Raw genomic sequence first — 13289 nt, 5'->3', positions numbered from 1 at the left:
GCCGAAGTCGCGCGGGTCGATACTTACGTCGCGGGGAGGAGGGACGAAAGGCTGACGCGGCCGGGGCCGCGGCACGATCATGATCGGGGCATGAAGCGATTCCTGGAGACCGCCGGTGTCCTGCTCGTCCTGTTCGGGGTGTCCGGGGTGATCCGCGAGCTCACCGACGGCTGGTTCCGGCTGATGGGCCTGACCCGCTACCTGACCGAGAGCGTGGCGTTCATGGAGGGCCGGGAGGTCTTCGTCAACATCGTGATCGCCGCGCTCGGCGTGGTGCTGGTGGTCATGTCGACCCGGGTGCCGAAGTCCCCGTGAGGCCGAGGAGCTCCGTCACCCCGGTGAGCGTCTCCCCCAGGGGGAGCGCGACCCGGGTGACCGCGTGCGCGTCCCCGCGCGTCGGGTCCCGGTTGACGATCAGGACCGGCTTCCCCTCGTCGGCGGCCTGACGGACGAAGCGGAGCCCCGACATCACGGTCAGGGAGGAGCCGAGGACCAGCACCGAGGCGGCCTCGCGGACCAGACGGCGGCAGTGCTCGACGCGTTCCGGCGGGACGTTCTCCCCGAAGAACACCACGTCCGGCTTGAGGAGCCCGCCGCAGTCCCCGCAGGGCAGCACCCGGAAGTCCGCGACCTGCTCGTCGGTGAGGTCGGCGTCGCCGTCGGGATTGATCCCCGCCTCCACCGGGGCGAAGCCGGGGTTGGCCTCCTCCAGTCGCCGGGTCAGCTCGTGGCGCGGGGTGCGGGCACCGCAGCCGAGGCACACGACCCGGTCCAGGCCGCCGTGGAGCTCCACGACTCCTTCGCTGCCCGCGACCTGGTGCAGGCCGTCCACGTTCTGCGTGATCACGCCCGAGAGGAGGCCGTGGCGGCCGAACGCGGCGACGGCCCGGTGCCCGGCGTTGGGGCGGGCCCGGCCGAAGGTCCGCAGACCGAGGTGGCTGCGCGCCCAGTACCGGCGGCGGGCCTGCGGGGCGGCGAGGAAGTCCTGGTAGGTCATCGGGGTGTGGCGGCTGAGGCTGCCGCCTTCGCCCCGGTAGTCGGGGATCCCCGACTCCGTGGAGATCCCCGCGCCGCTCAGGACCAGCACCCGGCCCCGGCCCAGCGCTTCCGCGACCGGCCGCGGATCCGTGGTGCCCGGCGGCAGACCGGCGGGCGGGGTCCAGGTGAGCGTGGGACGCATGCGCATGCTGCCAGGGTACGGATGCCGGACCGGGATCGCCCCTCCCCCGGGCACGCCGGGGCGCACGACGGCGCCGTGCCACGGACCCTCGGCCGGGCACGGCGCCGCTCCCCCTCCGCCGGTCTCCGCCGGTCTCCGCCGGTCTCCGCCGGTCTCCTCCGGCGGCTTCTGTTCAGCTCCGGCGCCTCCCGCGGCGGAGCGCCGTCAGGAAGTAGCAGACCAGGAGCACGGCGGTGAACGCCAGGCCGATGCCCGCCGCCTGCCGCATGTCCGGGACCTCGACCGCGGTGGCGGCCACGGCCAGCACCCCCGCGCCGGCCACCAGCGCGAGCTTGCTGCCGCCCCGGACGCTGAAGCCCGTGAACTCCGTCGGGTGCGCGTCCCGGTGGCGGCGGAAGGCCACGTACGAGGCGAGGATCAGGAGCCACACGAGGAGCACCGCGAAGAGGGCGATCGACATCAGGATGCCGAAGATTCCGCCGACCTCGTAGAAGGCGAGCAGGGCCGCCGCCGCGATGCCCAGGGTGGAGGCGGCCAGCGCCGCGGCGGGGACGCCGCGGGAGGTGAGCCGGGCCATCGGCGCCGGGGCGAGGCCGTCGTCAGCGAGCGAGTGCAGGAGCCGGGAGGCGCCGTACAGGTGGGCGTTGGCGGCGGAGATCGCCGCGATGAGCACCACGAGGTTGGTCAGGGTCGCCGCCGCCGGCACGCCGACCTCGGAGAAGACCCGCACGAACGGGCTCGCCTCGACGCTGCCGTCGCTGTCGGCGAGCTGCCGCCACGGGATCAGCGCCACGACCAGGGTGATGGCGAGGACGTAGAAGACGCTGAGCCGCCAGGCGAGCTGGCGCATCGCGGTCCTGATGGAGCGCTGCGGGTCGGTGGCCTCGGCCGAGGCGATGGCGACGACCTCGAAGCCGGCGTACGCGAACATGACCACCGACATGGCGATCCAGACGGACTCGGCACCGTGCGGCATGAACCCGCCGTCGTCGGTGAGGTGCGCGAATCCGGTGGCTTCCGTGCCCGGGAGCCCGAAGAAGACCAGCAGCGCCGCGCACAGGATGAAGGCGCACAGTGCGGTGACCTTGATCGTGGAGAGCCAGAACTCGGTGGTCCCGAAGGACTTCACGTTGATGACGTTCACCGCGAGGACCACCGCGGCGATGACGAGGATCGCCGCCGGCATCGGCACCTGCGGCCACCACCAGCGGATGTAGAGCGCGGAGGCGACGACCTCGGTGCCGATGACCACGACGGCGCTGAACCAGTAGGTCCAGCGGGTGACGAATCCGGCCCACGGGCCCAGGTACGTGTGCGCGATGGCGCCGAACGACCCCTGCACGGGGTGCGCGGCCGACATCTCGCCGAGCAGGACCGCGATGATCGCGACCAGCACGGCTCCGATGGCGTACGAGAGGATCACGGCCGGTCCGGCGACGGATATCGCCGTGCCGGAGCCGAGGAACAGACCGGTGCCGAGCGCGGAGCCCAGGCCGATCATCGTGGTCTGGCGAGGGGTCAGGGAGCGGACGAGGCCGCCCTCCGTGGTCGCGGATGCGGAGGCCTGGGCGGGTCTTTCCTGAGTGGCCATGCCTGGGTGTCCTTACTGGTGCGGGGAGGGGGAGGTTCAGAACTCGCTGTTGCGGAACGGCTCGGCCGGGCGGTCGAGATCGGGCTTGCCCAGGACCTTCGGCGAGGACAGCGCGTAGATGCCGTGGTTGGTCAGCACCCAGGCGATGTTCCGGTCCCACTCCACGTACACGCCGTGGGTCTGGTTGCCGTAGGCGTAGTCCGGGGTCCCGGGGCCGTACGCCTTCGGGACGAAGTAGGCCTCGATCTCCGGCTCGGCGGGGTCCGAGACGTCGAAGAACTGCACGCCCGCGTTGTAGAAGCCGTAGCCGAGCACGCCGGGGGTGTGCCGGCCCGGGTTCGTGTAGGAACCGGTGCGCTTGGGGCCGAAGCTGCCGCGCCGCTGGCAGAAGTCCGTGATGCCGGACGCCTTCGGCGGGACCGGGCGGGGCAGGGCGCCGACGACGCGCGGGTTCCTCGGGTCCTTGGCGTCGATCTGGTAGACGTCCTTGTACGGCTCGTAGCAGTCCTCGGTGAGCGGGTAGCCCGAGTAGTAGATGATCCCGGTCCGCTCGTACTGCGAGACGTCGATGTTGTCGCCCTCGGTGCCCGCGACGGACGGCGGCAGGTCCAGGTGGGAGACGGTCCGGAGGTTCGCCGGGTCCGAGATGTCGAGCACGGTCAGGCCGTAGCCGCCCATCGCGGCGAAGGCGTAACGCCCGCCCTTCTCCACGGGCTTGGGCACGAACAGCGGCATGCGCGCCCCCATCCAGCTCGTGCGGTTGCCGCAGCGCGGGTTCTCCCGGTACTCCGCGTCCTCGCCGGTCCGCTGCCCCGGCAGGTGCCAGGTGTCGAGCAGCCTGGGGTGGGCCGGGTCGGCCATGTCCCAGGACTGGTAGCCGGCCGAGTGGAGGTTGGTCGGGTACTCGGTGCGGGAGTACGTGTCGTCCGGCGCCGTCGCGATGAACATGTACCGGTCGCCCGTCCAGTACGGGGTGTCGAGCGATCCGGAGCCCTGCTGCGCCGCGTTCGGGTCGCTGCGCAGCGGGTCCTTCTGGGTGGCGTCGGTGGAGACCGTGGCGAGCAGCTTCCAGTCCTTCTTCAGCGGCCCGTCGAGACGGAAGACCTTGAAGCCCTTCAGTCCCGGCTTCTCGCGCAGCTTCCGGACGCCCTCCGGGTTGGCGTACTTGTCCTCCGCCGGATCGTCGGTGAGCTCCCGGATCTGCCGCTTGTTCTCGAAGCTCTGGACCATGACGTACGCGCCGAGCTTCTTGCTCCACTGGATGGTGGAGGCGCCCCAGTAGTCGTTCGCCGCCCAGTCCCCGTTGGCCTTCGTCTCGTCGCCGCCGACGTCCTCGCGGCTCACCCGCTCGACGACCCGCACCTTCTTCACGTCGGTGATGTCGTAGACACGGCCCTCGGAACGGTCGTACTGGAACATGTACCGGCGGCCGTCGAAGTCGACGATGTTCTGCCAGGTGTGGAAGTAGTCGGGGGTGAAGTCCGCCCCCTCGTAGGCGGCTTCGACCTTCATGTTCTTGATGTACGAGCGCGTGTCGTACTCCGCGTTGCGGCCGGGGAAGGTGTGCTCGTGCTCCTCGTCGACCGGGGTGAGGGCGGGGTGCCGGAAGGACCCGTCCAGCTGCATGCCGTACGCGCCGGGGTCGGCCTGGCCCGGGCGGCGGTCGGCGCAGACCCGGGGGATGTCCGGGTCGGTCGCGCCGACGGCGGTCGTGGCGCCGGAGCTGCCGGGTACGAGCAGGGTCGCGGTGGTCGCGGCGGCGACGGCCGTGGCCAGGGCGGCCTTCGTACGGAGTGATCGCATGGGAGTCCTCGGTTCTCGGCGGTGAGAGACGGGTGAGAGGGACGTGCGAGAGGGACGTGCGAGAGGGACGTGCGAGAGGGACGTGCGAGAGGGACGTGCGAGAGGGACGTGCGAGAGGTCCGGTCCGCGCGGCGGCCGACCGCCGCGGAAGGCGGCGGCGGCCCGGGGATCGCGCGGACCCGCGGCGAAGGGGGTACGGGAGGGATCAGGTGACCGTCGGGCGCTGCTGGTACTCGGCGGCCAGGTGGGCGCCGGAGGTCACGACGGACCGCAGCTCGGACACCGCGCGCAGGACGTCCGCGTGGCTGAGGTAGAGGCCGTTGAACCCGAAGCGCAGCAGGTCGGGAGCGCGCATGTCCCCGATGACGCCACGCGCGGTCAGCGCGGCGATCAGGGGGTAGGCCTCCGGGTGCCGCAGGGCGACCTGGCTGCCCCGGCGGCCGGGGTCGCGCGGGGTGGCCATCGTGAAGCCCAGGCCGTCGAGGAGTGAGTCCGCGCACTCCTGGAAGAAGCCGGTCAGGGAGAGGCTCTTGGCCCGCAGGGTCTCCATGTCCACGCCCTCGTACGCCGTCAGGGCGGCCTCCAGGGCGAGGAGCGAGAGCAGCGGGGGCGTGCCGATCCGGGCGCGGGCCGCCCCGGGGGCCGGGGCATACGTGCCGGACATGGCGAACGGCTCCGCGTGCCCGTGCCAGCCGGTCAGCGGGTGGTCGAACTCCGCCTGGTGGCGGTGGGCGACGTACGCGAACGCCGGCGCGCCCGGGCCGCCGGACAGGTACTTGTAGCCGCAGCCGATCGCGAAGTCGGCCTCGATCGCGTCCAGTCGCACGGGCAGGGCGCCCGCCGCGTGGCACAGGTCCCAGTGGACCAGGGCCCCGGCCGCGTGCGCGGCGGCCGTGAGCGCGGCCATGTCGTACAGCTCACCGGTGCGGTAGTCCACCGGGGCGTACGCGGCGACGGCGACGTCCGCGCCCTCGGCGGCCAGCACGGCGGCGGCCTCGCGGGCCGGCACCCGGCGGACGTCGAGCCCGAGCAGCCGGCCCACCGAGTCCGCGATGTACTGGTCGGTGGGGAAGTGGTCGGGGTCGGTCAGGAGCAGGCGGCGGCCGGGGCGCAGCCGGGCGGCGGCGAGCAGGGTGTTGAAGAGCTGGACGCTGGTGGAGTCCCCGGCGACCACCTGCCCGGGGGCGGCGCCGACGAGGCGGCCGATGGCGTCGCCCGTCCGCACGGGCGCCTCCCACCAGCCGTTCGCGTTCCAGGAACGGATGAGGTCGGTCCCCCACTGGCGGTGCACCGCGTCCTCGATCGCGGCGGGCACGGCGGCGGGGAGGGCGCCGAGGGAGTTCCCGTCGAGGTAGACGACCCCTTCGGGGAGGAGGAAGCGGTCCCTGACGTGGGCGAGGGGGTCGGCGGCGTCGAGTGCGGCGGCGCGGCCGTCGAGGTCCGCCGTCGTGGCCGTGGCGGTGTCGGCGGTGTCTGGGGTGTCGGTGGTGTCGGTGGTGTCGGTGGTGTCGGTGGTGTCGGTCTGCATGGCGGTCACTCCGTCGTGACGTCGATGGGGGATGCGGCGGCGAGGTCCAGCGCGATGTCCGCGAGCAGGTCCTCCTGGCCGCCCACGAGTCGTCGCCGGCCCGCCTCGACCAGCAGGTCGCGGGTGTCGAGGCCGTGGCGCAGGGCGGTGGTCTCCGCGTGCCGCAGGAAGCTGGAGTACACGCCCGCGTAGCCGAGGGTGAGCGTCTCCCGGTCGACCCGCACGGGCCGGTCCTGGGTGGGCCGTACGAGCTCCTCGGCCGCGTCCATCAGCGGGAAGAGCGAGCAGCCGTGCTCCCAGCCGAGGAGGTCGAGGACGGCGACCGTCGGTTCGAGCGGGGCGTTGCCCGCCCCGGCGCCCTGGCCCGCGAGCGAGGCGTCCACGCGGTGGGCACCCGCCTCCACGGCGACGATGCTGTTGGCGACGCCGAGGCCGAGGTTGTGGTGGGCGTGGATGCCGATCTCGGTGGCCGGGTCGAGCACGTCGCGGTAGGCGCGGACCCGGTCCCGTACGCCGTCCATGGTCAGCCGGCCGCCCGAGTCGGTGACGTAGACGCAGTGGGCGCCGTACGACTCCATGAGGCGGGCCTGCGCGGCCAGTTCGGCCGGCGGGGCCATGTGGGACATCATCAGGAAGCCCGACACGTCCATGCCCAGGTCCCGGGCGAGGCCGATGTGCTGGGCGGCGATGTCCGCCTCGGTGCAGTGCGTCGCGACCCGCACGGAGGTGACGCCGAGGGAGTGCGCGCGGCGGAGGTCCTCCGCCGTGCCGACCCCGGGGAGCAGCAGCGTGGTGAGCCGGGCGCGGTCGAGCACCTCGGCCGCCGCCTCCAGCCACTCCCAGTCGGTGTGCGCGCCGGGTCCGTAGGTGACGGAGGAGCCGGAGAGGCCGTCGCCGTGGGCCACCTCGACGGCGTCGACGCCCGCGGCCTCCAGGGCTGCGGCGATGGCCCTGACCTGGTCGAGGGTGTAGCGGTGCGAGACGGCGTGCATGCCGTCGCGCAGGGTGACGTCCTGGACGTAGACCGAGGTCATCGGACCGGGCTCCGTTCGGCCAGGCGCTCGGCGGTGCGCAGCGCGGCGGAGGTCATGATGTCGAGGTTTCCGGCGTAGGCCGGGAGGTAGTGGGCGGCGCCCTCCACCTCCAGGTACACGGAGACGAGGAGCTGCGCGCCGCCGGTGGGCGGTGCGCCGCCGGCGAGCCGGGCGAGCGGGTCGTCACCGGTGATCCGGCGGAACTGCGGTTCCTGCTTGAGCCGGTAGCCGGGGACGTACGCGGCGACGGAGTCGGCCATCGCGCGCACGGAGTCGGCCACGCGCTCGGTGTCGCAGTCGTCGACGACGCAGTGGACGGTGTCCCGCATGAGCAGTGCGGGCTCCGCCGGGTTGAGGACGATGATCGCCTTGCCCCGGGCCGCGCCGCCGACCTGTTCCAGTGCGCGGGAGGTGGTCTCGGTGAACTCGTCGATGTTGGCGCGGGTGCCGGGGCCCGCCGACCGCGAGGCGATCGAGGCGACGATCTCCGCGTAGTGCACGGGGGTGACCGCCGAGACGGCGGCGACGACCGGGACCGTGGCCTGGCCGCCGCAGGTGACCATGTTGAGGGTGGGGGCGTCGAGGTGCTCGTCGAGGTTGACGGGCGGGACCACGTACGGGCCGACGGCCGCCGGGGTCAGGTCGACGATCCGCTTGCCGTACGGGGCGAGCGCGGCGGCGTTGCGGTGGTGGGCGGCGGCGGACGTGGCGTCGAAGACGAGGTCGAGGGAGTCGAACTCGTCGAGGGCGATGAGTCCTTCGACGCCGTCCGAGCTGGTCGGAACGCCCAGTCTGCGGGCCCGGGCGAGCCCGTCGGACTCCGGGTCGATGCCGATCATGGCGGCGGCGGTGACCGCCCCCGACCCCCGGATCATCTTGACGAGGAGGTCGGTGCCGATGTTGCCCGACCCGATCACGGCGGCCCTCATCGGACGGCCTCCTTCACTGCGGGGACTTCTGCGGGGACGTCAGCGGGGACTCGTGCGGGGGTGAGACCGAAGAAGCGGACGGCGTTCCCGCCGAGGACGGCGTCCCGTTCCGCCGGGGTGAGGCCGCTCTCCCGGACGAGCCGGCCGATCTCCTCCTCACCGAGCGGGAAGGGGTGGTCGGAGCCGAGGAGGACCCGCTCCGCGCCCATCACGTCCACCAGGAGGCGGAGCGCGCCGGGGTCGAAGACGGCCGAGTCGACGGCGAAGCGGTCGGTGTAGTGGGAGGGCGGGTGCGGGCTGTCCGCGCGGACCAGGTCGCGGCGGTGCCAGGCGTTGTCGGCCCGGCCCAGGAGGTAGGGGAAGCTGCCGCCGCCGTGGGCGAAGAGCAGCCGCAGGGAGGCCGGGAGCCGTTCGAAGGCGCCGGAGAGGATCAGCGAGAGGATGGTCAGGTGGGTCTCGCCCGCCATGCCCGCGAGCCAGGCCAGCATGTAGCGGGAGTAGCGGGGGCCGGACGGCAGGTCCCAGGGGTGGACCAGGACGGCCGCGTCCTGGTCGGCGCAGTGGGCGAGGAACTCGACGAGCGCCCCGTGGTCGAGGTCGCGGTCGCCGAGGTGGTTGCCGATGTGGACGCCGTGGAAGCCCTGTGCCATGGCCTCGGTGACCATCGCGCAGGCCGCTTCGGTGTCCTGGAGCGGCACCTGGCACAGGGGGGCCAGGCGCTGCGGGGCGTGGGCACCGTACGCGAGGAGGTGGGAGTTGACGGTACGGCACCAGTCGGCGGCCCGTCCGGCCTCCAGGTGGTAGCCGAAGAGCAGGGGTGTGCTGGACAGCACCTGGATGTCCACGCCCAGCCGGTCCAGGTCGGCGACGCGTTCCGCCGGATCCCACAGGGTGCGCCGGACAGGCCGGTACTCGGTGGACCCGGCCATCATCATCCCGGCGTCCGGGCCGTCCGTGGTCCGCAGCCAGGGGGCGTCCTCGATGCCGGTCAGGCGCCGGGCCTCGGCCCGTCCGATCTCCGGGAAGACGTGCGCGTGGATGTCGACGACGGTCACGCCGGGTCCTCCTCGTCGCGGCGGGTGCGCGGACGGAGCGCCTCGGGCCAGTCCTTGCCCGGGTGCACGGCCGCGCATTTCCGGCAGGTGCGAGCGGTCTCGTCGCCGTAGAACGCCTCGAACACCGGCGGCAGGTCGTCGACGATCGAGGTGAGCTGGACCTCGCTCCGGTGGACCAGGTGGTGGCACTCCACGCAGTACCACTCGAAGGCGTCCCGCTGCCCCCTCGGCCGGGCGAACTCGACGACCAGGCCCACGCTGTCCTCCTCCGGCCGCTGCGGGGAGTGCCGCACGTGCGGCGGGAGCAGGAAGACGTCGCCCTCGCGGATGTGGATGTCGCGCGGCGGCCGGCCCTCCTCGTCCATGACGCGGAGCACCATGTCGCCCTTGAGCTGGTAGAAGAACTCCTCGATCGGGTCGTCGTGGAAGTCGGTGCGCCGGTTGGGGCCGCCGACGACCGTCACCATCAGATCGGCGTCCTGCCAGATCTGGACGTTGCCGACCGGCGGCTTCAGCAGGTGGCGGTGCTCCTCGATCCAGGCCTGGAGGTTGAAGGGTTTCATGGTCATCGGGACGGTTCCTTGTCCTGCGCAGGGCCCTGCGGGATGTGGGCGACGGCGCTGATCTCGATCAGCAGGTGCGGGTGGGGCAGCTGATGCACGGCGACGGTGGTGCGGGTCGGGCCGGTCTCGTCGAAGTACTCGGCGTAGACCTCGTTGTAGCCGCCGAAGTCGTTCATGCTGACCAGGTACGTCGTCACGGAGACCAGGTCCCGCAGGCCGCCGCCGGCGGCGGCGAGGAGGCGGCCGATGGTCTCGATGACGGCGCGGGTCTGGGCGCGGATGTCGAGGTCCGTGACCCCCATCGGGTCGGCACTCGCCCCCGCGAAGGTCCCGTCGGGCCGACGGGAGCTGGTGCCGGAGACGTGGACGAAGTCACCGGCGCGCCTGATGTGCGGGAAGCGGCCGCGCGGCGGTGCGGCACCGGGCACGATCACGCGTCCTCCCTCGTGGTCGGCGCGGCTTCGGCCGGTTCCGTCGTGAAGGCGACGGTGCCGAGGCCGGCGACCGCGGCCCGTACGTACGTCCCCGGCGGCAGCGGCACGGCGGCCGTCGCCGCGCCCGCGAGGATCACCGTGCCGGGCTCCAGCGGACCGCCGAGCCGGGCCGCGGCGGCCAGCGCGCGCAGGGGGTGTCCGAGGATCGCGGCGGTCGACCCGGTCTCGACGGGACGCCCGTCGAGCTCCAGGAGGACCCCGAGCCCGGACAGGTCGCGCGGGGCCCGCCAGGCGCCCACGGCGTAGTGCGCCGCCGAGGTGTTGTCGGCGATGACCTCCGGCAGCGAGAAGCGGAAGCCGTCGTAGCGGGAGTCGATGACCTCCAGGGCCGGGGCGACGGCGGCGACCGCCGCCATCGGGTCCCCGCCCGGCAGCAGCGTGGAGCCGAGCAGGAACGCCACCTCGGGCTCGACCCGGGGGTGGATCAGCCCGGAGACGTCGAGCCGGCCCCCGTCCGGGACCTCCATCCGGTCCGTCAGGCGTCCGTGGATCAGGTCGGAGACCCCCATCTGCCGCATCTTCGCCACGCTCGTGAAGCCCAGCTTGAAGCCGGTGAGCCGCTCCCCCCGGGCCAGCCGCCGCGCGACCAGGGCCTCCTGGACGGCGTACGCCTGGACCGTGTCCGTCAGCCCGCTGCGGCCGCCGGCCAGCGGACGGCCGCCTCGTGCCGCGATGTCGAGGGCGTCGGCCAGTGTGCCGGTGTTCATCGGGCGTCTCCTTCCATGGAGGGGCGGCCGAAGGCCGCGCGGACCGAACCGAGACCGTCGACGCGGGCTTCGAGGACGTCTCCGGGCGCGACGGCCGTCATCGGACCGAGCGCCCCCGTGAGGACGGTGTCCCCGGCCCGCAGCGGGTGGCCGAGCCGTGCCAGCGTGTCCGCGAGCCAGACGGCCGCGTGGAGGGGATGGCCCAGGCAGGCCGCGCCCGCCCCGGTGGAGACGGGCTCGCCGCGCCGTTCGAGGACCATCCCGGCGGTCCTCAGGTCGAGTTCGCGCAGGAGTACGGGACGGGTGCCGAGGACGTACACGCCGCTGGAGGCGTTGTCGGCGACGGTGTCCACGGCCGTGATGTCCCAGTCGCGGATCCGGCTGCCGACGACCTCGACGGCGGGCAGCGCGAAGTCCGTCGCCCGGATCACGTCGGCGACGGTGTGCCGCTCGTGCGTGAGGTCGCGGCCGAGGACGAGGGCGACCTCGGCCTCGGCCCGGGGCTGGAGCACCGCTCCCCAGGGGATCTCGGCACCGTCCGGGACGGCCGTGTCGTCGAACAGGGCACCGAAGTCGGGTGTGTCGACGCCGAGTTGTGCCTGCACCGCCGGCGAGGTCAGCCCGATCTTCCAGCCGGTGACCCGGCGCCCTGCGGCGATCAGCCGGTCGTGCAGGAGGCTCTGGACGGCGTAGGCGGCGTCCAGGTCCCCGGGCGGCAGCAGGTCGCGGACCGGGGCGCACGGCACGCCTGTCCGGCGCGCGGTGTCGAGCCGCTCGGCGGCCAGGGCCACGGTCCGGTCGACCTGGCTCGTGACGATCCCGCTCACAGCTTCACGCACACATTCATCGGTTCGGAGAAGAAGTCGAGGGAGTGGTCGCCGCCCTCGCGGCCGATGCCGGACGCCTTGACGCCGCCGAAGGGGGTGCGAAGGTCCCGCAGGTTCCAGGTGTTGACCCAGGCGATGCCGACGTCGAGGGCCGGGGCGACCCGGTGCGCCCGGCTCACGTCGCCCGTCCAGACCGTGGCGGCGAGCCCGTACGGTCCGGCGTTGGCGAGCGCCAGGGCCTCCTCCTCGGTGTCGAAGGGTGCCAGGTGGACGACGGGCCCGAAGATCTCCTCCCGTACCGCCGGGTGGTCCTCGGGCAGTCCGGTCAGCACGGTCGGTTCCACCCAGAACCCACCGTCCCGCTCGTCGCCGAACGACGGCACCCCGCCACCCGCGAGGACCCGGCCGTCGGCCGCCGCCTCGCCGAGGTAGCCGAGCACCTTGTCCCGGTGGGCGGCGGAGACCATCGGGCCGTATCCGGTCAGCTCGCGCGCCCCGGCCGCCAGGGCCTCGGCGAACCTGTCGAACACCGGCCGTTCCACGTACACCCGCTCGGTGCACAGGCAGACCTGCCCGCTGTGGGTGAACGCCGAGCGGAGGGTGCCCTCGACGGCCCGCTCCAGATCGGCGTCGGCGAAGACGAGGCCGGCGTTCTTGCCGCCCAGTTCGAAGGAGACCGGGGCCAGCCGCCCGGCGGCGGCCCGCATGATCGTCGAACCGGTGCGCGACTCCCCGGTGAACGCGACGGCGTCCACGCCCGGGTGCTCGGTCAGCCACTGTCCGGCGGCGTCCCCGCCACCTCCGTGCACGAGGTTGAAGACGCCCGGCGGAAGCTCCGCCCCGGCCATCACCTCCGCGAGGAGGCAGGCCGTGCCCGGGGTGAGCTCGGAGGGCTTGGCCACCACGGTGTTGCCCGTCGCGAGCGCCGGGGCCACCTTCCAGGTGAGCAGGAGCAGCGGCAGGTTCCACGGCGAGATCACCGCGACCACGCCGAGCGGCTTGTGCACCGTGTAGTTCAGGGCGCCGCGGCCGTCCGGGGTGGGTGTGCTCCAGGACCGCTCGGAACGGCCGACGAGGAGGTCCGCGTACGAGCGGAAGTTGGCGACGGCGCGGGGGATGTCGACCGTCGAGGCCAGCTCCCGGGGCTTGCCCGTGTCGGCGCACTCGGCGTCGACGAACTCCTCGAACCGCGCCTCGATGCCGTCGGCGATCCGGTGCAGCAGCCGGGCGCGATCGGCCGGGCTCCAGGAGGTCCAGGGTCCGCGCAGGGCGGCCCGCGCCGCGTCCACCGCGCGGTCGACCAGCGCACGGGGGGCCTCGGGGGCCTCGCCCACGGCGATGCCCCGGACCGGGTCGACGAGCGGGAACGGCGTGCCCGAGGTGTCGAACCCGCCCCCTACGTAATGCCGCACAGGTGAGCGCACCTTGCAGACCTCCGTTGCGTTGCCGGGCCGGGGTCCTCGGATCAGGCGTCCCGGCGTGTGCCGGTATCATGCGCCCATCGATCTATGCCGAACCAATGCCAAAAACCACGACTCATATACCGAGTTGGGTATGTGCACTGTCGCAGTCGCGAGG

General features: G+C 73.1%; 13 protein-coding genes. 1 reads left to right on the top strand and 12 read right to left on the bottom strand.

Going from position 1 to position 13289, the window contains the following annotated elements; genetic code table 11:
- The first annotated feature begins 90 nt into the window (after positions 1-90).
- Positions 91-315, top strand: a complete 225-nt coding sequence (locus AB0G79_RS18750) for a hypothetical protein (RefSeq protein WP_360807685.1) — start codon at positions 91-93, stop codon at positions 313-315.
- Here AB0G79_RS18750 and AB0G79_RS18745 read toward each other — a convergent pair.
- The 12 genes from AB0G79_RS18745 to AB0G79_RS18690 form a co-directional block, all read right to left on the bottom strand.
- On the bottom strand, positions 284-1186 hold the full coding sequence (locus AB0G79_RS18745) for an NAD-dependent protein deacetylase (RefSeq protein WP_360807683.1): 903 nt from the start codon (positions 1184-1186) through the stop codon (positions 284-286). The two genes, AB0G79_RS18750 and AB0G79_RS18745, sit on opposite strands and share 32 nt — an antisense overlap.
- A gap of 166 nt (positions 1187-1352) precedes the next feature.
- The gene (locus AB0G79_RS18740) at positions 1353-2771 is read right to left on the bottom strand and encodes an amino acid permease (RefSeq protein ID WP_360807681.1); all 1419 of its coding nucleotides are present in this window, start codon (positions 2769-2771) and stop codon (positions 1353-1355) included.
- A gap of 36 nt (positions 2772-2807) precedes the next feature.
- Positions 2808-4574, bottom strand: a complete 1767-nt coding sequence (locus AB0G79_RS18735) for a hypothetical protein (RefSeq protein ID WP_360807679.1) — start codon at positions 4572-4574, stop codon at positions 2808-2810.
- Between the two features lie 205 nt (positions 4575-4779).
- A complete protein-coding gene (gene kynU, locus AB0G79_RS18730; protein ID WP_360807677.1) occupies positions 4780-6102 on the bottom strand; it encodes a kynureninase in 1323 nt (440 codons plus the stop codon).
- A 5-nt stretch (positions 6103-6107) separates the two neighbouring features.
- Positions 6108-7136: a 4-hydroxy-2-oxovalerate aldolase gene (gene dmpG / locus AB0G79_RS18725; protein ID WP_360807675.1), complete on the bottom strand. Its 1029-nt coding sequence runs from the start codon at positions 7134-7136 to the stop codon at positions 6108-6110.
- Complete coding sequence (locus AB0G79_RS18720) at positions 7133-8065, bottom strand: acetaldehyde dehydrogenase (acetylating) (RefSeq protein ID WP_360807673.1); 933 nt, start codon at positions 8063-8065, stop codon at positions 7133-7135. Before AB0G79_RS18720 ends, dmpG begins: the two co-directional genes overlap by 4 nt.
- The gene (locus AB0G79_RS18715; protein ID WP_360807671.1) at positions 8062-9120 is read right to left on the bottom strand and encodes an amidohydrolase family protein; all 1059 of its coding nucleotides are present in this window, start codon (positions 9118-9120) and stop codon (positions 8062-8064) included. The genes AB0G79_RS18720 and AB0G79_RS18715 overlap by 4 nt, the downstream gene beginning before the upstream one ends.
- The gene (locus AB0G79_RS18710) at positions 9117-9689 is read right to left on the bottom strand and encodes a 3-hydroxyanthranilate 3,4-dioxygenase (RefSeq protein ID WP_360807669.1); all 573 of its coding nucleotides are present in this window, start codon (positions 9687-9689) and stop codon (positions 9117-9119) included. The genes AB0G79_RS18715 and AB0G79_RS18710 overlap by 4 nt, the downstream gene beginning before the upstream one ends.
- Positions 9686-10117: a RidA family protein gene (locus AB0G79_RS18705; protein ID WP_360807667.1), complete on the bottom strand. Its 432-nt coding sequence runs from the start codon at positions 10115-10117 to the stop codon at positions 9686-9688. Before AB0G79_RS18705 ends, AB0G79_RS18710 begins: the two co-directional genes overlap by 4 nt.
- Positions 10114-10884 (bottom strand): fumarylacetoacetate hydrolase family protein, encoded by a 771-nt coding sequence (locus AB0G79_RS18700; protein ID WP_360807665.1) that lies wholly within the window; start codon positions 10882-10884, stop codon positions 10114-10116. Before AB0G79_RS18700 ends, AB0G79_RS18705 begins: the two co-directional genes overlap by 4 nt.
- The gene (locus AB0G79_RS18695) at positions 10881-11702 is read right to left on the bottom strand and encodes a fumarylacetoacetate hydrolase family protein (protein WP_360807787.1); all 822 of its coding nucleotides are present in this window, start codon (positions 11700-11702) and stop codon (positions 10881-10883) included. Before AB0G79_RS18695 ends, AB0G79_RS18700 begins: the two co-directional genes overlap by 4 nt.
- A gap of 5 nt (positions 11703-11707) precedes the next feature.
- Positions 11708-13123, bottom strand: a complete 1416-nt coding sequence (locus AB0G79_RS18690) for a 2-hydroxymuconic semialdehyde dehydrogenase (RefSeq protein WP_360807663.1) — start codon at positions 13121-13123, stop codon at positions 11708-11710.
- Between the last annotated feature and the right edge of the window lie 166 nt (positions 13124-13289).

The sequence above is a fragment of the Streptomyces sp. NPDC020807 genome, from assembly GCF_040641575.1.
Lineage (GTDB): Bacteria > Actinomycetota > Actinomycetes > Streptomycetales > Streptomycetaceae > Streptomyces.
The sequence above is the reverse complement of the archived record's forward strand: the minus strand, read 5'-3'. Positions and strand labels throughout refer to the sequence as shown.

Excerpts from the sequence above, each read along its gene's own strand:
- AB0G79_RS18750 (WP_360807685.1), top strand. The coding sequence starts at position 91 with ATGAAGCGATTCCTGGAGACCGCCGGTGTCCTGCTCGTCCTGTTCGGG.
- AB0G79_RS18745 (WP_360807683.1), bottom strand. The coding sequence starts at position 1,186 with ATGCGCATGCGTCCCACGCTCACCTGGACCCCGCCCGCCGGTCTGCCG.
- AB0G79_RS18740 (WP_360807681.1), bottom strand. The coding sequence starts at position 2,771 with ATGGCCACTCAGGAAAGACCCGCCCAGGCCTCCGCATCCGCGACCACG.
- AB0G79_RS18735 (WP_360807679.1), bottom strand. The coding sequence starts at position 4,574 with ATGCGATCACTCCGTACGAAGGCCGCCCTGGCCACGGCCGTCGCCGCC.
- kynU (WP_360807677.1), bottom strand. The coding sequence starts at position 6,102 with ATGCAGACCGACACCACCGACACCACCGACACCACCGACACCACCGAC.
- dmpG (WP_360807675.1), bottom strand. The coding sequence starts at position 7,136 with ATGACCTCGGTCTACGTCCAGGACGTCACCCTGCGCGACGGCATGCAC.
- AB0G79_RS18720 (WP_360807673.1), bottom strand. The coding sequence starts at position 8,065 with ATGAGGGCCGCCGTGATCGGGTCGGGCAACATCGGCACCGACCTCCTC.
- AB0G79_RS18710 (WP_360807669.1), bottom strand. The coding sequence starts at position 9,689 with ATGACCATGAAACCCTTCAACCTCCAGGCCTGGATCGAGGAGCACCGC.
- AB0G79_RS18700 (WP_360807665.1), bottom strand. The coding sequence starts at position 10,884 with ATGAACACCGGCACACTGGCCGACGCCCTCGACATCGCGGCACGAGGC.